The sequence below is a fragment of the Vibrio sp. 10N.247.310.17 genome, assembly GCF_041466605.1.
In the GTDB taxonomy this organism is placed as follows: Bacteria; Pseudomonadota; Gammaproteobacteria; order Enterobacterales; family Vibrionaceae; genus Vibrio; species Vibrio tasmaniensis_A.
The window spans coordinates 1-23603 of sequence record NZ_JBFSTC010000040.1 but is presented as its reverse complement, the minus strand read 5'-3'; the positions used below and the strand labels follow the sequence as shown (position 1 = coordinate 23603).

Below are 23603 nucleotides of genomic sequence, written 5' to 3'. Positions count from 1 at the left end.
CCTTCAACACGTTAGGCATACTCATGAGCAAGTTCAGTGAACGCATCACCTCTCGCCATGAAGTTATTAAATTGATCGAAGCTTGCACATGCAGGAGACAACATCACCATGTCACCCGACACCAATTGTGCAGAGATACTCTCGATGATGTCACGCATGGTATCAAACGTCTTAGCCGATGGATGTAATGGCATAAATTGCGCAGCATCTTCACCGAAGCAACACAGTTGTACGCGGTCTAGTTGCGCCAACACGGGGTTAAGCTCGCTAAAGTCAGCACCTTTGCCCACACCTCCGACTAAGAGATACAAAGTACCTTGGTATTCTAATCCCGACAGAGCCGCTAATGTACTGGCTACGTTGGTCGCTTTCGAGTCGTTAACCCATTTAATTTCGCGTTTGTCAGCCACTACTTGGCAACGATGCGTCAAACCATTGTAGGCTTTCAAAGCTTCAAGACTTTTGCTGTAATCGATACCGACTTGCTTAAGCAGTGCTAAAGAGACTAAAGCATTCGCCACATTATGACGTCCAACCAATGTTAAATCTTGGCTAGGAAGTACAGGCTTACCGTTGTCCATTAGCCATTCGGTGCCATCAATCGTCGCTACACCAAACTCTTGGTCATCGAGTCCGAATGTCACTAATGGCATACTGTGGTCAGGATAAGTCTCTTTGTCTTCGCGGTTTACGATCGCGTACTGAGCATTATTAAAAATTCTTAATTTAGCGTCACGGTAATCGGCCATGCCTTGATAGCGATCCATATGATCTTCTGACAAGTTCAAAAAGGCCGCCGCTACAAGATTTAGACTGGATGTTGTCTCTAGCTGAAAGCTTGAAAGCTCAAGGACATACAAGTCGGCATCAAGCTCAAGAAGATCCAAGGCAGGAATACCTATGTTGCCACCAATGCCAACGTTAAGACCAGCAGCTTTGGCAAGCACACCCGTTAGATCGGTCACCGTACTCTTGCCATTGGAGCCTGTTATTGCCACGACGGGTTTGTCTACCGCCCAACCAAACAGTTCAATATCGCCAACAACCGGAATACCCGCTTGAATAACATCTTGTATTTCAGGGGTCGCTAAGGCGATACCTGGGTTAGCAACCACTAAATCAGCTTCCGCTAACCATTGGCTATTCCAACTTCCAGAATGCAGCTCTACCGATTCAGGCAAAGATTCTTTTCCTGGTGGTAGCTCTCGCGTATCAATTACCTTCACATGCGTATGAGGTTGATATTTTACGAGATGTTTAACGACAGAGAGCCCGGTAATACCGAGCCCCACAACAACTACATTTTGAATATTTTGCCAATGTTCCATTTAAACAAGATGCTCTTAATAGTTTTAAAGAGCCTCTAATTAAGAGGCTCACATAGGATTAACGAACTTTCAGCGTTGCTAGGCCAACCAGTACTAATACCATTGAGATGATCCAAAAACGCACGATGACACGTGGCTCCGGCCAACCTTTCAGTTCATAGTGGTGGTGAATTGGTGCCATGCGGAAAATACGCTGACCGCGCAATTTGTAAGAGCCAACTTGCAGTATCACTGACAAGGTCTCCATTACAAACACACCGCCCATGATAACCAATACCAACTCTTGGCGAACTAACACAGCGATCACACCCAGAGCACCACCAAGCGCTAGTGAGCCAACATCGCCCATGAATACTTGTGCAGGATAAGTGTTGAACCATAGAAAACCAAGTCCAGCACCGACGATAGCAGTACATACCACAACCAGCTCGGAGGTGTATGGGATGTATGGAATGTGTAAGTATGACGCAAAGTTAACGTTACCGGTCGCCCAAGCAATTACAGCAAAACCAGCCGCAACCATAACCGTTGGCATAATGGCCAAGCCGTCTAGACCGTCTGTTAGGTTTACCGCGTTACTGGTTCCCACAATAACAAAGTAAGTTAGTACGATATACAGTAAACCAAGTTGTGGCATCACATCTTTAAAGAAAGGAACAACCAATTGAGTTGCTGCAGTATCGTGTCCGTGAGCATACAGAGCAAACGCCACGACTAACGCAATTGCTGATTGCCAGAAGTACTTCCAGCGAGCGATCAAACCATCGGTGTTCTTACGAACGACTTTACGGTAGTCATCAACAAAGCCAACCGCGCCATAACCAGCAAGTACAACTAATACAGCCCAAACATAAGGATTCGAGAGATCAGCCCACATCAATACCGTAATAATGATCGCAGCAAGGATCATCACACCGCCCATGGTTGGCGTGCCACGTTTGCTGAAATGAGATTCAGGGCCGTCATTACGAACAACTTGGCCAATTTGTAGCATTTGCAGACGCTCAATTAAACGAGGTCCCATCCACAGTGACAGACATAACGCCGTCAAAATACTCGCGATTGCACGAAACGATAAGTATTCGAACAAACGGAAAAAAGAAAAGTGTGGCTGTAGTAGCTCTGCAAGCCAAATTATCATGAAAAGTTCTCCTTTAAAGCAGCGGCTATTTTACTCATTCCTGCACTATTCGCGCCTTTTACCAATAAGGTATGTGACACGCTTTCTGGCAAGCTTAGGTGCTGCTCTATGTGCGCGATCATCGCTTGATGCGTTGTAAAGTGGGTACCATTACAGACCTCACTAATCACCTTGGTATCATCACCGTAAGTAAGTACATGCTCAAAAGCGAATGGGGCAGCATATTCACCGACTTGACGGTGAAGTGCAAGGCTTTCATCGCCTAATTCAGCCATATTACCTAAAATTAACCAACGCTGACCTTTGAAGCTCGAGAGTAGCTTCGCTGCCGCCTTCATTGCTGGCACGCTGGCGTTGTAACTGTCATCTATGAGTTTGATATTCTGACTTAATTGTTGAACCTCAACTCGCCCTTTGACAGAGATCAGATTCGCTAAACCATTTTTCACCTCATCAAGCGAGGCTCCAAATTGGATGCTCAACGCTGCAGCTGCTAATGCATTCGCTACGTTATGTTGACCGATGATACCAAGCTCAACAAATATGGACCCTTGAGGTGTCTGCATATCAAAGCACGCTTCACCTTGCTCATTGATGCGAATATTCTTGGCAAAATAATCCGCCTTGCTGTCGCTTTCTGAAAATGTCAGCACGCTTTTATCTGCAAGCACGTCATTCCAAAAGTCACCACCGTTGCTCTCTAGATTAACAATAGCAGTATCATCAGCAGCAAGCCCCTGAAAGATTTCACCTTTCGCTTGTTTCACACCATTGATAGACCCAAAGCCTTCTAAGTGCGCTGCAGCTACGTTATTAACTAACGCCACCTGTGGTTTCACAAGCTGCGTGGTATAGGCAATTTCACCAATGTGGTTCGCGCCCAGTTCTATCACGGCATAGTCGTCATTTGCTTCACTGCGCAGCAAGGTTAATGGCACTCCAATATCATTATTGAAGTTACCTGCGGTAAACAACACCTTGCCACGTTGCTGCAGAATGCTTGCCACCATCTCTTTAACCGTCGTTTTACCACAACTGCCTGTAATCGCCATGGTTGGCACGTTACACTGTTTATGGATCCAAGCACTTAGCTGACCTAAAGCAAGTTTAGTGTCTTCAACAACCACCTGAGTAATATTTAGGTCAAGTTTTCGTTCGACTAACAACGCGCTCGCATTAGCCTCTACCGCTTGATGACAAAAGTCATGCGCATCAAAGCGCTCGCCAACAAGAGCAACAAACAGTGCGCCCTCTTCAACGGTTCGAGTGTCAGTAGAAACCGCATTAATAACACTATTGCTCGACTTGCCAGCCTCAATCAGCTGACCGCTCACCGCTGAACAAATCTGCTCGAGTGATACATCAATCATTATGAAATACCTAAAAGTTGTAGCGCAGACTCTCGATCTGAGTAATGGATCGTTTCGTCTTTCAATACTTGGTAATCCTCATGGCCTTTACCAGCCAAAAGAATAATGTCATTACTGCCAGCCTGTTCTAGGGCAAACTTAACCGCTTGATAGCGGTCGTGCTCGACGAATGCAGATTCAGGTTCGCTTAAACCAGCTAGCATGTCTTTAACAATCAGTGCAGGCTCTTCGCTGCGAGGGTTGTCATCTGAAATAATAATTTTGTCGGCAAACTGCTCTGCTGTAACTGCCATCATTGGGCGCTTACCTGTGTCGCGATCGCCACCACAACCGAAGATAGCCCACAGCTTTCCAGAGCAGTGTACACGCAGTGCAGCCAATGCTTTTTCTAGCGCATCGGGCGTATGCGCGTAATCGACAACGACTTTTGCTTTGCTCGGAACTTGAAACAGTTCCATACGACCAATAACAGGTTGAAGCTGAGACGCGGTGTCGACCAAGGTTTGCTTGTCGATGCCTAATGAAAGCAAAGTCGCGAAAGCAACCAGTACGTTTGATGCGTTAAACTGACCAATCAATGGAACCGAAAGATCACCTTGCCCCCAGCTACCATCGAAAGAGAGCTTAATCCCAGTTTCTGCATAGGCGACATCAGATGCCCACACCGACTGTTGGTAACCAGACAACGGAAGCAATGAAACAGCTATTGCATTGGACAAATCTGACATCCACGCTTTGCCGACTTCATCATCCACATTGATCACTGCATGTTTGCATTTGTGTTGAGTAAACAGGCTTTTCTTAGCCAATGCGTACTCTTCCATCGTGCCGTGGTAATCAAGGTGATCACGACTCAGGTTAGTGAACACACCAACCTCAAAATCCAATGCTTTTACTCGGCCTTGAACCAAACCATGAGAAGAGATTTCCATCGCGGTATAAACTGCACTTTCCTCAGCCAACTCGCTCAGTGTACGTTGTATTTCAATCGCGCTGCCTGTGGTATTAGCCGCTGTTTTTAGGTTATCTAAGAAGCCATTACCCGTGGTGCCCATTACCGCCGAACGCTGGCCGACCAAATCAAGCCACTGAGCAATCAATTGGGTGATGGTGGTTTTGCCATTGGTGCCGGTAACACCAATCAACTTAGTCGCTTGAGAAGAATAAACTCGGCCAGCCAGTTCGGAGAGAATTGAATTTAGCTCAGAGACATAAACAACAGGAACTGCATTTAACCACTCAACCAAGCCATGAGCTTTGTCATCACTCGCTTGTGCAATGACAGCTTTCGCACCTTGAGCGACGGCTTTGTCGATAAAGCGACGACCATCAATGGCATGTCCAACAATGGCAACAAAAATATCGCCTTCCTTGATGGTACGGCTATCCAACTCCAATTGCTCAACAGCAATCGCATCTAGCTCAAGTGAACTAAAGTCCCCCCAAGGAGAAAGTAAAGATGACAGCGTGAGGCTATTACTCATATTGAATCCTGATTGGCTCTATTCTTGAAACTTGTTTTCATCAGCAGGGACATTGAGTATTTGCAGTGCACCCTTCATGATTTCAGAAAAAACGGGGGCAGCAACTGAACCACCATAGTAAAGGTCACCTTGCGGCTCATTGACTACGACAACCAGAGCGACTCTTGGATCGCTGACTGGAGCAAAACCCGACGTTATAGCAATATACTCATCACTATAGCCACCCGCAGCAGCTTTACGAGATGTACCCGTTTTTGCCGCAACTCGATAACCCGGAACAGCGGCTCTGGTTGCAGTTCCGCCCTTTTGAGTCACGCCTTCTAACATTTGCAATACCATCTCTGCATTTTCACGTTTGATGATCTGCTTTGAGAAATCTTGGTCGTTGCTTTTAATGATATGAATCGGTTCATACATGCCTTTGTTGGCTAACGTTGCGTAAGCATGAGCCAACTGAAGCGGGGTCACAGATAAGCCATAACCAAAGGATAGCGTCGCGATTTCGAACTTGGACCAACGGCGACGGTTAGGAAAAATACCACTCGTTTCACCCACGAGATTTAGCCCAGACATTTCGCCTAAACCAACCGAACTGTACATACCAAGTAACGCTTCAAGCGGCATATCAAGCGCTAATTTCGCAACGCCGATGTTACTTGATTTTTTAAGGATCAAGGCTAAATCAGCCTTGCCCACTTTAGAGGTATCACGTACTCGGCTACCTCCAATTTGCATGATGCCATTACCCGTATCAATAATAGATTTCGCATCAGCTGTACCATTTTCTAATGCGGCGAGCACCACAAAAGGTTTCACTGTTGAGCCGGGCTCCATAGCATCGGTCAGCACGCGGTTTCGCATTTTAAAGCTTTGTAAATCAGAGCGGTTGTTCGGGTTGTAAGATGGTGCATTGACCATGGCTAACACAGCGCCCGTTTTCACATCGAGTAATACTGCAGAGCCTGAGGTCGCTTTATGATCGGCCACCGCTTGCTTAATCGCTCGATAGGCTATCGCCTGCAATCGTTGATCGATGGTGAGTTCTAGTGGTTTGCCTTCTTCGCGTTCTTCTAACGCAATGTTTTCGACAACGCGTCCGTAGCGGTCTTTACGAATCGTTCGCTTGCCTGCTTCGCCCGTAAGCCATTTATCGTAACTGCGTTCAACCCCTTCCAGGCCGTGCCCATCAATTCCGGTCACACCGATAAGGTGTGCACTGACTTCACCAGCAGGGTAGTAACGTCGAGATTCCGCTTTTAGGCCCACACCCACCAGCTTAAGTTCACGGATATACTTAGCCATCGCAGGGCTAACTTGTCTTTGTAGATAAATAAATCGACGGGATTTATTGCTAGAGATCTTATCGATCATCGATTGTCGCTGTAGGCCAAGTACATCGGCTAACGCATACCAACGATCAATCTGGGCCATGCCATTTTTATCGAAAATCGTTTTTGGGTCGGCCCATACTGCTTCAACGGGAACACTCACAGCAAGCGGCTCGCCATTGCGGTCAGAGATAATACCGCGAGCAGAAGGAATAGCCTTAACACGCACTGAGCGAAGATCGCCCTGGCGAATTAAGTTATCGGGTTCAATGATTTGGATGTAAGCCACACGGCCAACGAGTGCAGCAAAGGCTAGAAACACGAAAGCAATAACAACGTTGAAACGCCATTTAATAAGAATTGGATCCGAATCCTTTTCGCTCTTCACTCGCTCTTTCGTTGATTCATTAACGGTTTTTGCGGGTGTTTTTTCCTTTTTACCGGTCATTTCAGTGTGATCACAACTTCTTTGTCGGAGTCTGGACGTTTCATGTCTAGCTCTCTTTTTGCCGATGCTTGAACGCGGCTGTGTTCTGCTAGCGCCGTCTCTTCAAGCATTAAATTTCGCCACTCATCATCAAGTTGTTCCCGCTCCACCAATGCCATGTCTTTTTGCGTAATCGCCTGACGTGATACATGTGTCGTAAGAACGACCCCCATCGCACTCGCAAAGATGCAGATAAGAAGCCCCAATGGGACTTTGCCCACGGAGATCAAATCAAAAAAGATTATCTTGGCTAAGTTGGGTTTGGAGGTCTTCATTGACTATAGCTTTTCTGCGATTCGTAGTACTGAACTACGCGAACGAGTATTCTCATCCACTTCATCTTTAGAAGGCTTAATTGCTTTACCAATTGGTTTCAGATCGGCACTGCCTAGCGCTTTGATCTGCTCTTCAGTTAGTGGCAGGCCATGTGGTACTTGCGGTCCTTGGCTCTCTTTACGGATAAAGCGCTTCACCATACGGTCTTCAAGCGAGTGGAAACTGATAACAGAGATACGACCTTGAGGAGCTAGAATGCTTGCCGCGCCTTTCAGTGCTGTATCGATCTCTTCTAGTTCACTGTTAATGTAGATACGGAATGCTTGGAAAGCACGTGTTGCTGGGTGTTTTTTCTCTTTGAAGCTTTTTGGAGCGACATCAGAGATAAGCTTAGCCAGTTGACCAGTGCGCGTTAGCGGTTCGTTCTCTTCATTCTCTTGATAAGCAATGATGCCTTTCGCGATACGACGAGCGTGTTTGTCTTCACCGAACTCACGAATAACCCATGTGATGTCATCAAGATCAGCTTCAACCAACCACTGAGAAACAGGAATGCCGGTTGTTGGGTCCATACGCATATCAAGCGGGCCATCTTTCATAAAGCTAAAGCCACGCTCAGCGTCATCTAGCTGTGGTGAAGAGACACCTAAATCCAGCAATACGCCATCCACTTGACCGACTAAGTCATAACGCTCTGCATATTCAGCCATACCTGAGAACGGGCCGTGAATAATCGTAAAACGAGGGTCATCAATCTTTTGTGCTTCGGCAATCGCTTGTGGATCGCGGTCGATACTAAAGAGTCTTCCATTCTCGCCCAGTTTAGACAGGATTGTACGGCTGTGACCACCACGGCCAAAAGTACCATCAATATAGGTACCGTCAGGTTTGATCGCAAGTCCGTCAATAGATTCGTTAAGCAATACTGAAATATGTTTGAATGCTTCTGTCATAGTCTTCTCAGTGAATGGATTGAGCCATTAGTTCGGCAATAATATGTTCTATTAACGTTTTAGTTTACTGATTTCACGCCGTATCTCCACCATATTGTGTATAGGCTTTGGGAATTTTTGACCCAAGCTCATATCAAGATGATGGATTCTAAGGAAATCTAAATAATTAACGTCAATATAAAGCAAAAAACCCATCACTACCGTTAAGTAATGATGGGTTCTTTATATAGGTGGAGTTGACACATACGCCGGGTTCTGTTCCGCTTGCGCGGCGGTAACCATTCGTCTAGGCCTGCAATCGCTCACAGGCTCAAGCAATCTACCCGCCCCCATACGCGAGCAGCGCAATGCGAGGGCCTATTTGATCTTGCTCCGGGTGGAGTTTACCTTGCTACGAACTGTTGCCAGTCGCACGGTGCGCTCTTACCGCACCCTTTCAGCCTTACCTGTGCCTCTTCCGAAGAAATGAGGCCATCGGCGGTCTTCTCTCTGCTGCACTTGTCGTGGGCTCGCGCCCCCCAGACGTTATCTGGCACCCTGCTCTATGGAGCCCGGACGTTCCTCCCCTCTACCAGTCTCCCGAAGGACTTCAACGTCAGTTTCCCGAAGGACCTCAACGTCAGTCTCCCGAAGGACATCAGCAAAGCAGCGATTACCCGTTCAACTCCGAGGGCGGATTGTATAGAGATTAGTGTGCAGTGTCTAGCGAGATCACAAATATGCTGCAAACCATTAAGCAAGTGCACGAATTTCACACAATCCAAGCACAAAAAAAGGAGCGACGGTATTACCATCACTCCTCACAAGCTTTTCAATACAGGTTAGCTACTCTATAAATAGGTATCTAGTCTATAAAGAGCTATCTAGTTGTCTAGATGCTCTAAGCCCCATTTGTATAAAGCGTTCTTTTTCAGATTGTAGATTTCTGCCGTCATCGCCGCTGCTTTTTTAAGTGGCAGTTCTTTGGTTAGAATACCCAGCGTGCGAGTCGCTTCGTCTGGCAACTCTGTGCTCGCTTCTTCACGGTGACCGTGAATTAGCAATACCATCTCACCGCGTTTACGGTTTGCGTCTTCTTCAATCCACTCAATAAGTTCACCAAGTGGCAGACCTTGGATGGTTTCGAAGGTTTTGGTTAGCTCACGCGCCAATACAACCTCACGGTCAGGGCCTAAGATCTCTAGCATGTCTTGTAGAGAATCAGTAATACGGTGCGGAGATTCGTAGAAGATACACGTGCGTTCTGCTTTTGCGATCTCTAAGAACTTGTCTTTACGACCTTTGCTCTTTGGCGGTAAGAAACCTTCAAAGCTGAAACGATCAGACGGCAAACCAGACGCACTTAGTGCGGTAATCACAGCACAAGCACCAGGAAGTGGCACAACTCTCACACCCGCTTGACGACATTGTGAGACAAGATGGTAACCTGGATCACTGATTAAAGGAGTACCCGCATCAGAGACTAATGCGATAGACTGACCTTCTAATAACCTTTCGACTAGAACTTGTGCTTTAGTTTGTTCATTATGATCATGTAAAGCGAACGTTCTGGTTGATATATTGAAGTGAGCAAGCAGCTTACCCGTGTGGCGTGTGTCTTCGGCTGCAATAACATCGACACTTGATAAAATTTCAATTGCTCTTTGAGTGATATCTCCCAAATTTCCGATTGGGGTTGGCACAATATAGAGAGTTGGGCTCTCTGTGAGCAAGGTTTTGTTATCTGTCATTTGTTTACCATCACTTCAACGATTAATATAGATACAAATTTATACGGAATTTAAAGAACTCATGGCAACGATGAACCATAAGAGACTCAGTGTACCACGCTTACTCACTCCAATTGCATTAGCAATTACATTGGCGGCTTGTTCTTCAGGTCCTCAAGCACCAACGCGTGTTGATATTACACTAGATCCAGCGCAATCAACTGAAAGTTACATGATGCAGGCGGATAGTAGCAAAGGAAGTCTACAAAACGACTGGTTAATCATGGCGCTTAAGGCTTCTGTGCAAGCTGGAAAAACCGATCAAGCGACTCTGCTGATCAAACGCTTAGCCAAACAAGAGCTGAGTGAAGTTCAACAAGCAGAATGGCAATTAGCTCGCGCTCAACTGCTGGTGAATAACTCACAACCACAGCAAGCGTACAGCCAACTGAACTTTCAGCCTTGGTGGAAGCTTCCGAACGAGCAATGGAAAGATTATCACGAGCTACGCGCTAACATTTCTGAAATACAGAATGAGTATTTCGAAGCGAGCCGTGAGTTAGTCCTTTATTCTGAATATCTGGACGCTAGCGACGAAAGCCAACAGCAAACGGCCAACCGTATTTGGCAGAACCTGAATAGCTACTCTCAATACGAGATTCTAGAACTGAAAACATCGCCGACAGAAGATGTGCTTTCAGGTTGGTGGCAACTGGCTATCTACATGAAGACGCTGAATTCGAACCTTCCAAACCTACAGGAAACCCTGTCTGATTGGTTAGCCGAGAACCCTCAGCACCCTGCGGCTACTTATACACCTCAAGCGATCACCGACATATTAGCGTTAGAAATCAGCAAGCCGACCAGCACCGCTTTGTTACTGCCTTTAACAGGTAAGTACGGCAAGCAAGCTCAGCTCGTTCGTGACGGTTTTATCTTTGCGATGATGAATGACAAAGAGCGTGAAGAAGATGCAACGCTGACCGTAATGGATACCAACGTACAAAGTGCCGCTGAAATTAAAGCAACACTGGAAGAGAACAACGTTGATTTCATTGTTGGTCCGCTGATTAAGAGCAACATCACCAAGCTTCAACAAGCGCAGAAAAATCACGAGAACTCGATTCCTGCGTTAGCTCTGAACATTCCAACTCAGCTAGAACCAGATACTAATATTTGTTATCTCGCTTTATCGCCAGAACAAGAAGTCGCTCAGGCTGCGAAACATCTTTTTGCACAAGGCTATAAGTACCCACTTATTCTTGCACCCAAAGGACGTTTAGGTGATCGAGTTGAGCAAGCATTTAACGAAGAGTGGCAGAAATACAGCAACAACGACGTTGCAATCAGCTTCTTCTCTGACAAACGCCAACTGCAGCGTAATGTGAATCAGATTTTCGGTTTACAAGAGAGCCAACAACGTATCGCTCAAATGGATGGGCTACTTAACTTAGACCTAGAAACAGAACCACGCAGTCGTCGTGATATCGATTCTGTCTACATTGTCGCTAAGAACTCAGAGCTAACACTCATCAAACCCTTCATTGAAGTTGCAATTAACCCTGATGCTAGCCAACCTGCACTGTTTTCAAATTCACGCAGCAACAGCGGTGACAAGCAATATGAAGACCTAACGGGTGTCTTCTACAGCGATATCCCGCTATTGGTCGAGAACAAAAACGAGCTTAACAAAGCGCTTAATGACCTATGGCCTTCACACTCGAACAGCCAAAAGCGTCTACAAGCTCTAGGAATGGATGCATACTATCTAATGGATGCACTACCACAGATGAAAGCCGTACAAGATTACAGCATTACAGGTGAAACCGGCGTATTAACCATCGACAACAACTGTGTTGTTCAACGTGAAATCAGCTGGGCAGAGCATGGGGCTTTTTAGCCGTAAGTTCCTATCCAAGCCAACAATCACCCACAAACAAGTGGGTGATAAATACGAGACCGTGGCAAAGAATTATTTAGTTCGCCACGGTTTATCGTTAATTGAAGAAAACTTCATAGCAAAGTGTGGCGAAATTGATCTTATAATGCGCCATAACAATACGGTTGTGTTTACTGAGGTAAAATACCGCAAGCAAACACGCTACGGACATGCCGCTGAAATGGTGACTGCCAAAAAGTCACAAAAGCTACTCAAAACAGCCAATGTTTGGCTTATGCAGCAAGGCTTGTCGGTACACTCTACAGATTACAGGTTTGATATCATTGCCATCGAAGGGCCGAATGACACTATCGACTGGATTCAAAACGCGATTACCCAAGGATAAACATGCTAGACAGCATCAAAGAAAGTTTTACAGAAAGTATTCAAATCCAAATTGCGGCGGCAGAAGCTCTGCCAGACGCAATCACGCATGCCGCTCAAGCAATGGTTGCAACCCTGCTTAACGGAAACAAGATTCTTTGTTGTGGTAACGGTGGTTCGGCATCGAATGCTCAGCAATTTGTCTCTTGCCTACTTAATCGCTTTGAAACCGAGCGCCCTAGTCTTCCAGCAATGGCTCTCACTGCTGACAACACTACGCTAACGGCTGTGGCTAACGACTACCACTATGAAGAGATCTTCTCTAAGCAGGTACGTGCGTTTGGTCAAACTGGTGATATTTTACTGGCTATATCTACTAGTGGTAACAGTAAAAATATCATCAAAGCAATGGAAGCTGCGGTAACACGTGATATGACAATCATCGCCTTTACTGGTAAAGATGGTGGTGAAATGGCTGGCCTGCTTGGTGAGCACGATGTAGAAATTCGTATTCCCTCACACCGTACAGCACGTATCCACGAAGTACACATGGTGACACTACACTGCTTATGTGACCTAATCGATCAAGTACTCTTCCCAGCTCACGAAGAGTGATATACGGAGCATCACGATGAAATCATTAACTTCTATGAAGCTGCTTAAGCTGATTAGTGTTTCGCTACTTACACTGTCGTTATCTGGTTGTGCTGGTCTTTTCATTGCTGGTGCAGCAACTACTGCAAATCTAGTCACAGATACACGAACCACCAAAGAGATTTGGAGCGACAACAATATCGAATTTGAAGTTGCAGCTATGACTAATAAACCGCCATTTCGCGGCAATGTCAGTATCACAGCAAGCTCTTACCGTGGTTCAGTAGTTCTGATGGGGCAAGCAACGACAGATGCTGAACGTCGTGCTTTTGAAAGCCAAGCTAAAGCAGTAACGGGGGTTGAAAGTATACACAACCAGATCCGAGTGAAAGAGCCACTGTCTGTTAGTGCTATCAGCAAAGACAGTTGGATTACCACTAAAGTGAAGTCTGCCCTACTTGCCAAGTCTGAGCTTAACGGTATCAAAGTCAAAGTCATTACTGAAGATTCAGAAGTATTTCTGCTTGGATTAGTTTCTCGAGAACACGCTGATATCGCGACAGAAGTTGCGCGTAATATCTCTGGTGTGAAGCAGGTGATTCGAGCGTTTGAATATGGTGAAGATGACAATTTGGTAAACTAACACCCTCTGAATTTACTTAGCCAACTTAGCTGCTTATTAGCTGGTTGGTTGGCTGGTAAAGCCTAACGAAATGAATCAGATTAATAAAAGTCAGTTAGCACAAAAAGAAAAAGCAGCGATAAATCGCTGCTTTTTTTTGTATTTGGAGTTATTTAAAAAATAACGCTATTTGATAACACGAAGGCTTGGGCGACCTTTCGCTGGACGAGATGGCTCAGGTTCTGAGTCAGACTCTTCAGCATCTACGTCTGCTGTTGCAACACTCAAAGATGGGCCTTTTTCTGGTTCTTCAAAAGGACTTTCTTCAATTCCTTCTTCAAACGCTTCCATGTAAGCCTCTTCAGGTTCAAACATGGTACCAGCACCATTCTCACGAGCATAAATTGCTTGTACTGCGTATAGCGGAACGATCACAGAGTGTGGACGACCACTAAAGCGAGCACTAAACGTCACAGCTTCGTTACCCAGTTCAAGTTGTCCAACCGCACGAGGCGCGATGTTCAGAATGATCTGACCATCTTGAACAAACTCGTCTGGAACTCTCACACCCGGCAATGTTGCTTCAACAACCAAGTGTGGAGTCAGTTCGTTATCAACCAGCCATTCATAAAATGCACGAAGCATGTATGGTCGGCGTGGAGTCATATTTGAAATATCCATAAACGCTTAGCGAACGAGTCGCATCTCGCGCTCAGCTTCCGTTAGAGAAGCTAGGAATGAATCACGTTCGAATACGCGGTTCATGTAAATCTTAAGTTCTTTAGAACCAGGACCAATCAGTTCGATACCAAGCTCAGGTAAACGCCATAGTAGCGGAGCTAGGTAACAATCAATTAGGCTAAACTCTTCGCTCATGAAGTATTCATACTCAGCGAAGATAGGAGCAAGAGTTAATAGGTCGTTGCGTAATTTCACGCGAGCTGCTTCAGATTCTTCAGCGTTGCCTTTAACGATCTTCTCTGCAACTGAATACCAGTTACGCTCAATTCGGTACATCATTAGACGACTGTTACCACGAGCAACCGGGTATACAGGCATCAATGGTGGATGAGGGAAACGCTCATCTAGGTATTCCATGATGATCTTAGAGTCATATAGAGCAAGCTCACGATCAACAAGAGTAGGTACTGATTTGTACGGGTTCAGTTCAACAAGCTCTGCTGGTAGATTTTTTTCATCAACCAACTCAACTTCAACACTTACGCCTTTTTCAGCAAGAACAATGCGCACCTGATGGCTATACATATCAGAAGCACTTGAGAAAAGAGTCATTACAGAACGTTTATTGGCAGCTACAGCCATGGAGCCCTCCAGTACACTTTAAATAAAAACAATGGAGGCCTAAAGCCTCCATTGAACATTAACATAATTTGGGAATTAGCACGGTATTATAGCACAATTAGTGCACATCACGCCAATACTCTTTCTTCAGCAAAATCACGATGATAGTGAAGATTACTAAGAAGGCCATTACCCACCAACCCATAGCATGACGCTCAAGTTGAACAGGGTCGCCCGAGTAAACCAAAAAGTTAACAAGGTCACGAACTGCTTCGTCATACTCACCAGCACTTAATTCGCCAGAACCATCCGTTTCAGTGCCAACAACAACCTTAACTTCCTCACCATCGACCATGTGAGTATCGTAGATTGGCGTTGGGATACCTTGTAGCTCTTCAAGAACATGCGGCATACCAACACTTGGGAAAACCAGGTTGTTCACACCAAATGGACGAGACGGATCTTCATAGAAAGTACGAAGGTACGTGTATAGCCAATCTGCGCCACGAACACGAGCAACCAATGTTAGATCTGGTGGTGGAGCACCAAACCAACTAGCAGCTTGCTCAGAAGGCATAGCGTTAACCATCAAGCTACCAATTTTCACTTCAGGATCGAAGATCAGGTTTTCCTTCATTAGGTCTAAAGGAATCTCCAAATCATTCGCAACACGTTCATAACGTTGGTACTGCGTTGAGTGACAAGCGAAACAGTAGTTCATGAACATCTTAGCGCCATTTTGCAATGAAGCTTTGTCTGTTAAATCATTGTTTGCTTTGTCTAATGGTACGCCTGCACCCGCTGCCATCGCTAGTGACGGCAACATAGCAAATAAAATTACAATCCACTTTTTCATTTGAATGTCACCCTTTCTGGTAATGGTTTCGTCGCTTCATTTTTACTGTAGAACCACAGCAGAACGAAGAACATGAAGTAACCTAAGCTAAAGATTTGAGCTAATAGCGTGTATGTAGGCGTTGCTGGAAGCGCACCAAGTACACCAAGCGCAATAAAGCTTATTGTGAATTGGATGATGTTAATCAAATGCAGTTTGCTACGGTAACGGTAAGAACGCACTTTACAACGGTCGAACCATGGCAGTAGGAATAGCACAACAATTGAAGCGCCCATTGCAACTACACCTAACAGCTTATCTGGAACAGCACGAAGTACAGCGTAGAACGGCGTGAAGTACCAAACTGGAGCAATATGCTCAGGTGTTTTCAGCGGGTTTGCAGCTTCAAAGTTAGGCGGCTCAAGGAAGTACCCACCCATTTCTGGGTTAAAGAACAGCACGTAACAGAACAAGAATAGGAAACCAGCAACACCAACCATATCTTTTACCGTCCCGTATGGGTGGAAAGGAATAGAGTCAATGATGTCGTATTTCTTAGTGTAATCCTTGTGGAATGGGAACTGAGTTTTGTAGTCGTCGCCCATTGTGCCTTTAGGAAGCTTAGTTTCGATACCGTCTGGGTTGTTCGAACCCACTTCGTGCAGCGCCAGTACGTGAAGTACGATAAGCAGCAGAAGTACAATTGGCAGAGCAATAACGTGCAGTGCGAAGAAACGGTTCAGCGTTGCACCAGAGATGATGTAGTCACCACGGATCCAAAGCGTTAGGTCATCACCTATAACAGGGATCGCACCAAACAGAGAAATGATTACCTGAGCACCCCAGTAAGACATTTGACCCCATGGTAGTAGGTAGCCCATGAAAGCCTCAGCCATAAGCACTAAGAAGATCAACATACCGAAGATCCAAAGTAACTCACGAGGCTTTTGGTAAGAACCGTAGATTAGACCACGGAACATATGCAGGTAGATCACAACGAAGAATGCCGATGCACCTGTTGAGTGCATGTAACGCAGTAGCCAACCGTATTCCACATCACGCATGATGTATTCAACAGAAGCAAATGCACCCTCACCAGACGGTACATAGTTCATTGTCAGCCAAATACCCGTAAGGATTTGGTTAACCAGTACTAACATTGCTAAAGAACCAAAAAGGTACCAAAAGTTAAAGTTCTTAGGCATTGGGTATTCAGATAAATGCTTCTTGTAAGCATTCATCGCGGGTAGACGTTTCTCTACCCAATCAAGCAATCCTTGCATTACGCGTCTCCCTCGTCCACACCGATCATGATCTTAGTGTCACTCAAATACATATGCTTTGGTACAACAAGATTCAATGGAGCAGGTACGCCTTGGAATACTCGACCTGCCATATCAAACTTTGAACCATGGCAAGGACAGAAGAAACCAGACTTAACACCCTGAACTTGTTCTGCAAAAGAATCTGGCAGGTAAGTTGGAGAACAACCTAAGTGCGTACAGAAACCAACAGCAACGAAGAATTCCGGCTTAATTGAACGAAACTCGTTCTGCGCGTATTCTGGTTGTTGTTCAGCTTCAGATTGAGGGTCACGAAGTTGACCACCGATCGCTTTTAGATTCTCTAGCACCGATTCAGCACGGCGTACAACCCATACAGGCTTACCTTGCCACTCGACACGAACCATTTGTCCCGGCTCTAACTTACTGACTTCCACTTCAACCGGTGCGCCTGCAGCTTTCGCCTTGGCACTCGGGTTCCATGATTTAATAAAAGGCACGGCTACAGCAGCTGCTCCTAAACCACCAACAACGGCTGTTGTTGCGGTTAAGAAACGCCTGCGACCGTTATTTAAAGGCGCGTTGCTCATCCAAACATTCTCCCATTTGCTCCTTATGGATTGAAATAATTCCGAATAAAGAGCATGGCTAACAAAATATGTATTTAGTTCTATTTATTGACGGCAAATGATAAATAAAACCCTACTTTTTGACAAGATAAAGCTACCTTTTTGTAACAATCATGAGGCAAAGCGCACATTGGGTTACAAAAGCTTTCAAAATATAAGAATTTGGAAATAAAACGAGGGAGGGAAAGCGTTTAGAGGGGGCATAAAAACAAAAAGCCCGGCATATAGCCGAGCTTTGAACCACAATTCCAGTCGAAAAACTGGGAGCGTGTACTTTTTCGTAAAGAAAAATTAACGCTTAGAGAATTGAGGTTTACGACGTGCTTTACGTAGACCAACTTTCTTACGTTCAACGCAACGAGCGTCACGCGTAACATAGCCAGCCGCACGTAGAGCAGGACGTAGAGTTTCATCGTATTCCATAAGAGCACGAGTGATACCGTGGCGGATTGCGCCAGCTTGACCTGAAATACCACCACCAGAAACAGTGATGTAAAGGTCAAGTTTCTCAGTTAGTTCAACTAGCTCAAGAGGTTGTTTAACAACCATACGAGAAGTTGGACGACCGAAGTAAACATCAAGGCTGCGCTTGTTGATTACGATCTCACCAGAGCCTGGTTTGATGAAAACACGAGCTGCTGAGCTTTTGCGACGACCAGTGCCGTAGTATTGATTCTCTGCCATTGTCTTAATCCCCTTAGATGTCTAGTACTTGTGGCTGTTGAGCAACATGGTTGTGCTCAGTACCAGCGTACACTTTAAGCTTACGGTACATCGCGCGGCCTAGTGGACCACGTGGAAGCATACCTTTAACTGCTAGTTCAAGAACCATTTCTGGTTTCTTAGCAATTAGCTTTTCAAAAGTGATAGTTTTAAGACCACCTGGGAACTCAGAGTGACGGTAGTAAACCTTACCCTTAGCTTTGTTACCAGTTACAGCAACTTTCTCAGCGTTAACAACGATGATGTAATCACCAGTGTCTACGTGAGGAGTGTATTCTGCTTTGTGCTTGCCGCGTAGGCGAGAAGCGATTTCACTTGCTAGACGGCCAAGAGTTTTGCCTTCAGCGTCTACAACATACCAGTCGCGTTTTACAGTTTCTGGTTTAGCAACGAAAGTTTTCATGCTAATAATTACCTATTTAAAAAATTTACACTTAAGGAATACTCGCGTATTCCCACTGTCTAAGAGTTACCATTCATCACCCCTTCGAGTGTTGGAAAACTCTTGGCATAACGTGATTTTACTCATCGCTAGAGGCCCGCAGTAACGGTAGGTCGCAGGATTATAGAGAAGAGCGAAGAAAAAATCACCTCTTTTTGAACAAAATCACGATTTTTTTAATTCTCTTTCTTATTCGAGATAATCAAAGCTAACTTAAGTGTTCTTTTGCCAAATACTCATGGCTCTGCATTTCAATTAAACGCGACTGACAACGTTTAAACTCAAACTCTAGTTGACCATGGGTGTATAGTTTTTCTAGCTCCACTTCCGCTGAAATAATCAGTTTCACATTGCGCTCATAGAACTCATCAACTAACGCAATAAAGCGTCTAGCAGCGTCATCGGAAGTCACGCCCATTTGCAACACATCAGCCAATAGAACCGTGTGATAAACCCGAGACAACTCAATATAATCGTTCTGGCTACGAGCCGACTGACAAAGCTGAGCAAAAGTACCATGCAGCACACCATCACTCGCTTCGACCACATCTAATTGACGGTGATTAACCTCTATCTGCTTAAGCTTCTCTTTATCTTCACCAACAAGCTGCGCGTAATATGTTTCGAGGTTAATGTTAGCTTGGCTATCCAGTGGGTAATGGTAGATCTCAGCCTGCTCTAAGGTTCTCAGACGATAATCAATTCCGCTATCAACATTAAGAATATGACAGTTGTCTTGAATGAGCTTAATAGCGGGTAAGAAACGCGCTCGCTGTAACCCGTTGCGATACAGATCCGCAGGTGGAATATTAGAGGTCGCAACCAAGATAACGTTTCGAGCGAATAACTCTTGGAACAAGGTTCCTAAGATCATCGCATCCGTGATGTCTGAAACAAAGAATTCATCAAAACAGATAATATCCGCTTCTTCTTTCAACTTATCTGCGACTAGAGGCAACGGGTCGCTAACATTACCTAGTGCCCTTAGCTCATCATGGACTCGATACATAAAGCGGTGAAAGTGAACGCGCATTTTTTTTGTGGTCGGTAAGGCATCGTAGAACGTATCCATTAAATAGGTTTTACCGCGCCCGACGCCGCCCCAAAAATAGAGGCCTTTTGGTGGCAGTGGCAGTTCTGGCTTTTTGCCCATTAACTTCTGGAATCGAGTCAGTTGAGGAATAGGGGCATTCATGTAATCTTGGAATTGATGAAAGAGTTCATCTAAAGATTTAACGGCTTGCTCTTGTGCTGGATCTCTTTGAAATCCATGTTCTTTTATATCTTGTTCGTATTTTTTAATGGGATTCATGACGACATTTCCACAATGAAAGCGATATCAGACAGCAAATAAAAATGAGCCCAAACAGTATGAGACATGTCGCTATGCGGTGAATAATGCAGCATCAAACTGCTAACTAGCGCACACGCATTTCTCTTTATACTGCGGCTTTCTCATAGTACCATGGAGCTGTATCACGTGTAACTAAGCAGTAACAAACATGTTAAAAAACAATAATAAGGAGCTGTTATGCCTTGGATGTATGCCGTTGCCGGTTTACTAGTCGGAGTTATTTTAGGGGTCGCTATTTCTCGTCTCATGACACCTGAATACAAAAAACAAAAGAACGTACAGAAAGAATTAGATAGCGCAAAGTTTGCCCTGGAACAGCAGCGACAAGAGCTAGCTGACCACTTTGCGAAATCAGCAGAAATGTTGGACACCTTAGGTAAGGACTATACAAAGCTTTACCAACACATGGAAAAAACAAGCTCAGAGCTACTCCCTAACCTGCCAGAGCAAGACAACCCATTTGTGAAAACAGCCGCTGCTCATTCGGATAAGCCACAAGATAAGTCTTCAGTTAAAGAGTCGACGCTTGAAGAACAACCGAAAGATTACGCTAATGGCGCAACGGGTTTATTTACCGAGCAGAAGAAAGAAATCATGGATGCTCCCGATGTCGTTACAGCAAAAGCATCGTAAACATTTAACACTTCTGTGAACTTTACAAAGGTTTTTGAGTCATAACTTTCACTCAGGTCATTTGAAACTTCTCATACTTATTAAACGTATAAGAGGGTTAAGACCTTAACTAGAGAGGAGTTTATGATGAAAAAACCTTTGCTTGCTTTATCAGTACTGACTTTAAGCTTAAGTTCAATCATCACCCCCATTCAAGCTACAGCCGCACTTCCATTAAGTGTGGGTAATGAACAATTACCAAGCCTTGCTCCTATGCTTGAACAAGTAACCCCCGCTGTGGTTAGTATTGCCGTAGAAGGCAAACAGGTACAACGTCAGCAAATCCCTGAACAATTTCAATTCTTTTTTGGTCCAGAACAAACACGAGAGCGTCCATTCCGCGGGCTAGGCTCTGGTGTCATCATTGATGCCAAGAAAGGCCATATTGTCACCAATTACCATGTCATCAATGGTGCCGACGATATCAAAGTAAAACTGCATGATGGTCGAGAGTACGATGCAGAACTCATCGGCGGCGACCAGATGTCTGATATCGCGCTATTAAAACTCGAAACAGCCAAAAACCTTACCCAGATAAAAGTCGCAGATTCCGACAAATTGAGAGTCGGCGATTTCAGTGTGGCTATCGGCAACCCATTTGGGCTTGGTCAAACCGTAACATCCGGTATCGTTTCAGCGTTAGGACGTAGCGGTCTCAATCTAGAGAACTTCGAAAACTTCATTCAAACCGATGCCGCGATTAACAGTGGTAACTCTGGAGGTGCGTTAGTGAATCTTAACGGTGAACTGATTGGTATCAATACTGCCATCCTAGGACCTAACGGAGGCAATGTCGGTATCGGCTTTGCCATTCCATCCAATATGATGACAAACCTGACTGAACAGATTCTCGATTTCGGTGAAGTAAAACGCGGCATGCTTGGTGTCCAAGGTGGAGAGGTCACCTCGGAATTGGCTGAAGCGCTTGGTTATGAGTCCAGCAAAGGTGCTTTTGTTAGCCAAATTGTACCCGACAGTGCTGCAGACAAAGCCGGATTGAAAGCGGGCGATGTCATTGTCTCCATTAACGGTAAGCGTATTGACACTTTTAGTGAGTTAAGAGCCAAAGTAGCCACCTTAGGTGCAGGTAAACAGATCGAGTTAGGCGTGGTTCGTGACGGTAAGAATAAGACCTTTGACGTCACGCTTGGTGAATCCACAAATAGTAAGACACAAGCTGAAAAGCTCCATGAAGGACTTGCCGGTGCAGAGCTCACCAACACAACCGACAGCGATTCAGCGACAGGCGTCAAGGTATCAAGTGTCGCTCAAGGTTCGCCAGCAGAAGCTTATCAGCTTCTTAAAGATGACATCATCATCGGGGTAAACCGCCAACCAGTTAAGAACCTTGCTGAATTTAGAAAGATTCTTGAAAAACAACCTGGCGTATTGGCACTTAATATACAGCGAGACGATAGGACTATCTATCTAGTTATTCGATAGCCATACGTCAGCGTAATTACAGGGAGGCTCAGTAAGTTTGCTTTAAACTTACTCAGTCTCCCTTTTCTTTAGATCAATCAAAATGCTATGCTTCACTGATAATCAAGTCAGTCATCCATTGACGGATGCTTCATACCTTACTTGTTGAAGAGGGAAACATGCTGTCCTTTCTATTTCGTTCTATTTCCCTTGGACTCGTTTCAGCGGCGCTTATTCTTCTCGCATTCCCGAGTTTAAGGCCGGCGATTGTTGCAGACGTCACGAACCCTCAAGTCGATAATATTGGCTCTCTTCAGATCTCATTTAACCAAGCGGTGCGACGAGCTGCACCCGCAGTGGTCAATATTTATAGTCGTAAATACGCAGAAAGCGATCGCAACAAGCTACTAACTCAAGGATTAGGTTCAGGGGTGATTGTTAGTGAGAAAGGCTACATCATTACCAACTTCCATGTTGTTGCTCAAGCTGACCAAATAGTCGTGGCACTTCAAGACGGACGAGTAGCGGCCGCACAACTTGTCGGCTCAGACAAACGCACCGATATTGCGATACTCCGAGTCAGCGGTGACAACTTACCTGTTATTCCACTGAACCCGAATTACAAAGCAAATGTCGGCGACGTGGTGCTGGCTATCGGTAACCCATACAACCTAGGGCAAACGACAACCTTTGGCATTATCTCTGCAACAGGTCGTTCTTCGATCAGTGCAGATGGTCACCAAGCCTTTATCCAGACTGATGCTGCAATCAATGAAGGTAACTCAGGTGGTGCACTGGTTAACTCACAAGGTGAGCTCGTCGGTATCAACACGGCTTCTTTCCAACAAGCTACCGACATGGAAACCTACGGGATCTCATTTGCAATCCCCTACTCACTTGCTAATAAAATCATGGAGAAGATCATCGCCGATGGTCGTGTCATTCGTGGTTATATTGGTATCGACGGACAAGACATCAATTCGGTGACATCACGCTTGCTCGGTACTAAGAACATCGGTGGTATTGTTGTCTTAGGCATTGACCCGAATGGTCCTGCAGCCGATGCCGGCTTTGAAGCACAAGATATCATTATCAGCATCAACAACACCCAAATTAGCGGACGACAGAGCGTAATGGACATTGTTACTGACCTTCGCCCGGGTACTATCATTGATGTTGGTGTATTGCGCAAAGGTGAAAACAAGACACTCAAGGTCACCATTACCGAAGACACACGCCTGTAGTCTTTATTTAGTTTGATTGCTAATAGCGAGTAACTCAAACCGCCAATTACAGATACAAAAAGTATAGATACAAAAAACCCAGCTCTTAAGCTAACACTGATCATTTAAGCATTTTCCTGATCAGTTGAACGATCCTACAGAT

23 protein-coding genes and 1 other RNA gene are annotated in these 23603 nt (G+C 45.2%); 7 read left to right on the top strand and 17 right to left on the bottom strand.

Annotated elements, in window-relative coordinates:
• Positions 1 to 11 precede the first annotated feature (11 nt).
• The 9 genes from murD to rsmI all read right to left on the bottom strand — a co-directional run bounded on the left by murD (position 12) and on the right by rsmI (position 10097).
• A complete protein-coding gene (gene murD, locus AB6D80_RS12730; protein WP_371702218.1) occupies positions 12 to 1328 on the bottom strand; it encodes a UDP-N-acetylmuramoyl-L-alanine--D-glutamate ligase in 1317 nt (438 codons plus the stop codon).
• Between the two features lie 58 nt (positions 1329 to 1386).
• Positions 1387 to 2469 carry a phospho-N-acetylmuramoyl-pentapeptide-transferase gene (gene mraY / locus AB6D80_RS12725; protein WP_009848954.1) on the bottom strand — a complete coding sequence of 361 codons (1083 nt, stop codon included), beginning with the start codon at positions 2467 to 2469 and terminating at the stop codon, positions 1387 to 1389.
• A complete protein-coding gene (gene murF, locus AB6D80_RS12720; RefSeq protein WP_371702216.1) occupies positions 2466 to 3839 on the bottom strand; it encodes a UDP-N-acetylmuramoyl-tripeptide--D-alanyl-D-alanine ligase in 1374 nt (457 codons plus the stop codon). Before murF ends, mraY begins: the two co-directional genes overlap by 4 nt.
• Complete coding sequence (murE, locus tag AB6D80_RS12715; RefSeq protein WP_371702214.1) at positions 3839 to 5323, bottom strand: UDP-N-acetylmuramoyl-L-alanyl-D-glutamate--2,6-diaminopimelate ligase; 1485 nt, start codon at positions 5321 to 5323, stop codon at positions 3839 to 3841. The genes murF and murE overlap by 1 nt, the downstream gene beginning before the upstream one ends.
• Before the next feature lie 18 nt (positions 5324 to 5341).
• Positions 5342 to 7099 carry a penicillin-binding transpeptidase domain-containing protein gene (locus AB6D80_RS12710; protein WP_009848951.1) on the bottom strand — a complete coding sequence of 586 codons (1758 nt, stop codon included), beginning with the start codon at positions 7097 to 7099 and terminating at the stop codon, positions 5342 to 5344.
• A complete protein-coding gene (ftsL, locus tag AB6D80_RS12705) occupies positions 7096 to 7413 on the bottom strand; it encodes a cell division protein FtsL (RefSeq protein ID WP_009848950.1) in 318 nt (105 codons plus the stop codon). Before ftsL ends, AB6D80_RS12710 begins: the two co-directional genes overlap by 4 nt.
• A 3-nt stretch (positions 7414 to 7416) precedes the next feature.
• Positions 7417 to 8367 carry a 16S rRNA (cytosine(1402)-N(4))-methyltransferase RsmH gene (gene rsmH / locus AB6D80_RS12700; protein WP_009848949.1) on the bottom strand — a complete coding sequence of 317 codons (951 nt, stop codon included), beginning with the start codon at positions 8365 to 8367 and terminating at the stop codon, positions 7417 to 7419.
• A 228-nt stretch (positions 8368 to 8595) separates the two neighbouring features.
• Positions 8596 to 9035: RNase P RNA component class A (gene rnpB / locus AB6D80_RS12695), an RNA gene on the bottom strand.
• 195 nt (positions 9036 to 9230) lie between these two features.
• Complete coding sequence (rsmI, locus tag AB6D80_RS12690) at positions 9231 to 10097, bottom strand: 16S rRNA (cytidine(1402)-2'-O)-methyltransferase (RefSeq protein ID WP_009848948.1); 867 nt, start codon at positions 10095 to 10097, stop codon at positions 9231 to 9233.
• Positions 10098 to 10158: 61 nt separating this feature from the next.
• Here rsmI and AB6D80_RS12685 point away from each other — a divergent pair, with 61 nt between their 5' ends.
• Genes AB6D80_RS12685 through AB6D80_RS12670 form a run of 4 tightly spaced genes read left to right on the top strand, consistent with a single transcriptional unit; the run spans position 10159 to position 13576 of the window.
• A complete protein-coding gene (locus AB6D80_RS12685) occupies positions 10159 to 11976 on the top strand; it encodes a penicillin-binding protein activator (protein WP_372188671.1) in 1818 nt (605 codons plus the stop codon).
• A complete protein-coding gene (locus AB6D80_RS12680; RefSeq protein WP_009848946.1) occupies positions 11963 to 12361 on the top strand; it encodes a YraN family protein in 399 nt (132 codons plus the stop codon). The genes AB6D80_RS12685 and AB6D80_RS12680 overlap by 14 nt, the downstream gene beginning before the upstream one ends.
• 2 nt (positions 12362 to 12363) lie before the next feature.
• The gene (locus tag AB6D80_RS12675; protein ID WP_004729817.1) at positions 12364 to 12954 is read left to right on the top strand and encodes a phosphoheptose isomerase; all 591 of its coding nucleotides are present in this window, start codon (positions 12364 to 12366) and stop codon (positions 12952 to 12954) included.
• A gap of 16 nt (positions 12955 to 12970) precedes the next feature.
• Complete coding sequence (locus AB6D80_RS12670) at positions 12971 to 13576, top strand: BON domain-containing protein (protein ID WP_009848945.1); 606 nt, start codon at positions 12971 to 12973, stop codon at positions 13574 to 13576.
• Between the two features lie 165 nt (positions 13577 to 13741).
• Here the strand turns inward: AB6D80_RS12670 and sspB are convergent, their stop codons facing one another.
• The 8 genes from sspB to zapE form a co-directional block, all read right to left on the bottom strand.
• Positions 13742 to 14236, bottom strand: a complete 495-nt coding sequence (gene sspB, locus AB6D80_RS12665) for a ClpXP protease specificity-enhancing factor (protein WP_012603204.1) — start codon at positions 14234 to 14236, stop codon at positions 13742 to 13744.
• A gap of 6 nt (positions 14237 to 14242) precedes the next feature.
• Entirely contained in the window at positions 14243 to 14878 is a 636-nt protein-coding gene (sspA, locus tag AB6D80_RS12660; RefSeq protein ID WP_009848943.1) for a stringent starvation protein SspA, read from the bottom strand.
• A 97-nt stretch (positions 14879 to 14975) separates the two neighbouring features.
• Positions 14976 to 15713, bottom strand: a complete 738-nt coding sequence (locus AB6D80_RS12655; protein ID WP_009848942.1) for a cytochrome c1 — start codon at positions 15711 to 15713, stop codon at positions 14976 to 14978.
• Positions 15710 to 16975: a cytochrome bc complex cytochrome b subunit gene (locus AB6D80_RS12650; protein ID WP_009848941.1), complete on the bottom strand. Its 1266-nt coding sequence runs from the start codon at positions 16973 to 16975 to the stop codon at positions 15710 to 15712. The genes AB6D80_RS12655 and AB6D80_RS12650 overlap by 4 nt, the downstream gene beginning before the upstream one ends.
• Positions 16975 to 17565, bottom strand: coding sequence for a ubiquinol-cytochrome c reductase iron-sulfur subunit (gene petA, locus AB6D80_RS12645; RefSeq protein WP_010434692.1), 591 nt, complete (start codon positions 17563 to 17565; stop codon positions 16975 to 16977). The genes AB6D80_RS12650 and petA overlap by 1 nt, the downstream gene beginning before the upstream one ends.
• Before the next feature lie 330 nt (positions 17566 to 17895).
• Positions 17896 to 18288 carry a 30S ribosomal protein S9 gene (rpsI, locus tag AB6D80_RS12640; protein WP_004740758.1) on the bottom strand — a complete coding sequence of 131 codons (393 nt, stop codon included), beginning with the start codon at positions 18286 to 18288 and terminating at the stop codon, positions 17896 to 17898.
• Positions 18289 to 18301: 13 nt separating this feature from the next.
• The gene (rplM, locus tag AB6D80_RS12635; RefSeq protein WP_010434689.1) at positions 18302 to 18730 is read right to left on the bottom strand and encodes a 50S ribosomal protein L13; all 429 of its coding nucleotides are present in this window, start codon (positions 18728 to 18730) and stop codon (positions 18302 to 18304) included.
• 247 nt (positions 18731 to 18977) lie between these two features.
• Positions 18978 to 20081 (bottom strand): cell division protein ZapE, encoded by a 1104-nt coding sequence (gene zapE / locus AB6D80_RS12630; RefSeq protein ID WP_102250313.1) that lies wholly within the window; start codon positions 20079 to 20081, stop codon positions 18978 to 18980.
• 219 nt (positions 20082 to 20300) lie between these two features.
• Here zapE and zapG point away from each other — a divergent pair, with 219 nt between their 5' ends.
• The 3 genes from zapG (at position 20301) to degS (ending at position 23461) form a co-directional block, all read left to right on the top strand.
• On the top strand, positions 20301 to 20756 hold the full coding sequence (gene zapG, locus AB6D80_RS12625; protein ID WP_009848969.1) for a Z-ring associated protein ZapG: 456 nt from the start codon (positions 20301 to 20303) through the stop codon (positions 20754 to 20756).
• A 126-nt stretch (positions 20757 to 20882) separates the two neighbouring features.
• Positions 20883 to 22238, top strand: coding sequence for a DegQ family serine endoprotease (locus AB6D80_RS12620; protein WP_029225534.1), 1356 nt, complete (start codon positions 20883 to 20885; stop codon positions 22236 to 22238).
• Positions 22239 to 22396: 158 nt separating this feature from the next.
• A complete protein-coding gene (gene degS / locus AB6D80_RS12615; protein WP_029225535.1) occupies positions 22397 to 23461 on the top strand; it encodes an outer membrane-stress sensor serine endopeptidase DegS in 1065 nt (354 codons plus the stop codon).
• Positions 23462 to 23603: the final 142 nt, after the last annotated feature.

Coding starts and splice junctions, on each gene's coding strand:
- sspB (WP_012603204.1), bottom strand. CDS start 14,236: ATGGATATTTCAAATATGACTCCACGCCGACCATACATGCTTCGTGCA.
- rsmH (WP_009848949.1), bottom strand. CDS start 8,367: ATGACAGAAGCATTCAAACATATTTCAGTATTGCTTAACGAATCTATT.
- zapE (WP_102250313.1), bottom strand. CDS start 20,081: ATGAATCCCATTAAAAAATACGAACAAGATATAAAAGAACATGGATTT.
- ftsL (WP_009848950.1), bottom strand. CDS start 7,413: ATGAAGACCTCCAAACCCAACTTAGCCAAGATAATCTTTTTTGATTTG.
- AB6D80_RS12675 (WP_004729817.1), top strand. CDS start 12,364: ATGCTAGACAGCATCAAAGAAAGTTTTACAGAAAGTATTCAAATCCAA.
- petA (WP_010434692.1), bottom strand. CDS start 17,565: ATGAGCAACGCGCCTTTAAATAACGGTCGCAGGCGTTTCTTAACCGCA.
- AB6D80_RS12710 (WP_009848951.1), bottom strand. CDS start 7,099: ATGACCGGTAAAAAGGAAAAAACACCCGCAAAAACCGTTAATGAATCA.
- mraY (WP_009848954.1), bottom strand. CDS start 2,469: ATGATAATTTGGCTTGCAGAGCTACTACAGCCACACTTTTCTTTTTTC.
- rplM (WP_010434689.1), bottom strand. CDS start 18,730: ATGAAAACTTTCGTTGCTAAACCAGAAACTGTAAAACGCGACTGGTAT.
- sspA (WP_009848943.1), bottom strand. CDS start 14,878: ATGGCTGTAGCTGCCAATAAACGTTCTGTAATGACTCTTTTCTCAAGT.
- AB6D80_RS12620 (WP_029225534.1), top strand. CDS start 20,883: ATGAAAAAACCTTTGCTTGCTTTATCAGTACTGACTTTAAGCTTAAGT.
- AB6D80_RS12670 (WP_009848945.1), top strand. CDS start 12,971: ATGAAATCATTAACTTCTATGAAGCTGCTTAAGCTGATTAGTGTTTCG.
- rsmI (WP_009848948.1), bottom strand. CDS start 10,097: ATGACAGATAACAAAACCTTGCTCACAGAGAGCCCAACTCTCTATATT.
- rpsI (WP_004740758.1), bottom strand. CDS start 18,288: ATGGCAGAGAATCAATACTACGGCACTGGTCGTCGCAAAAGCTCAGCA.
- AB6D80_RS12685 (WP_372188671.1), top strand. CDS start 10,159: ATGGCAACGATGAACCATAAGAGACTCAGTGTACCACGCTTACTCACT.
- AB6D80_RS12650 (WP_009848941.1), bottom strand. CDS start 16,975: ATGCAAGGATTGCTTGATTGGGTAGAGAAACGTCTACCCGCGATGAAT.
- murF (WP_371702216.1), bottom strand. CDS start 3,839: ATGATTGATGTATCACTCGAGCAGATTTGTTCAGCGGTGAGCGGTCAG.
- murD (WP_371702218.1), bottom strand. CDS start 1,328: ATGGAACATTGGCAAAATATTCAAAATGTAGTTGTTGTGGGGCTCGGT.
- murE (WP_371702214.1), bottom strand. CDS start 5,323: ATGAGTAATAGCCTCACGCTGTCATCTTTACTTTCTCCTTGGGGGGAC.
- AB6D80_RS12680 (WP_009848946.1), top strand. CDS start 11,963: ATGGGGCTTTTTAGCCGTAAGTTCCTATCCAAGCCAACAATCACCCAC.
- zapG (WP_009848969.1), top strand. CDS start 20,301: ATGCCTTGGATGTATGCCGTTGCCGGTTTACTAGTCGGAGTTATTTTA.
- AB6D80_RS12655 (WP_009848942.1), bottom strand. CDS start 15,713: ATGAAAAAGTGGATTGTAATTTTATTTGCTATGTTGCCGTCACTAGCG.
- degS (WP_029225535.1), top strand. CDS start 22,397: ATGCTGTCCTTTCTATTTCGTTCTATTTCCCTTGGACTCGTTTCAGCG.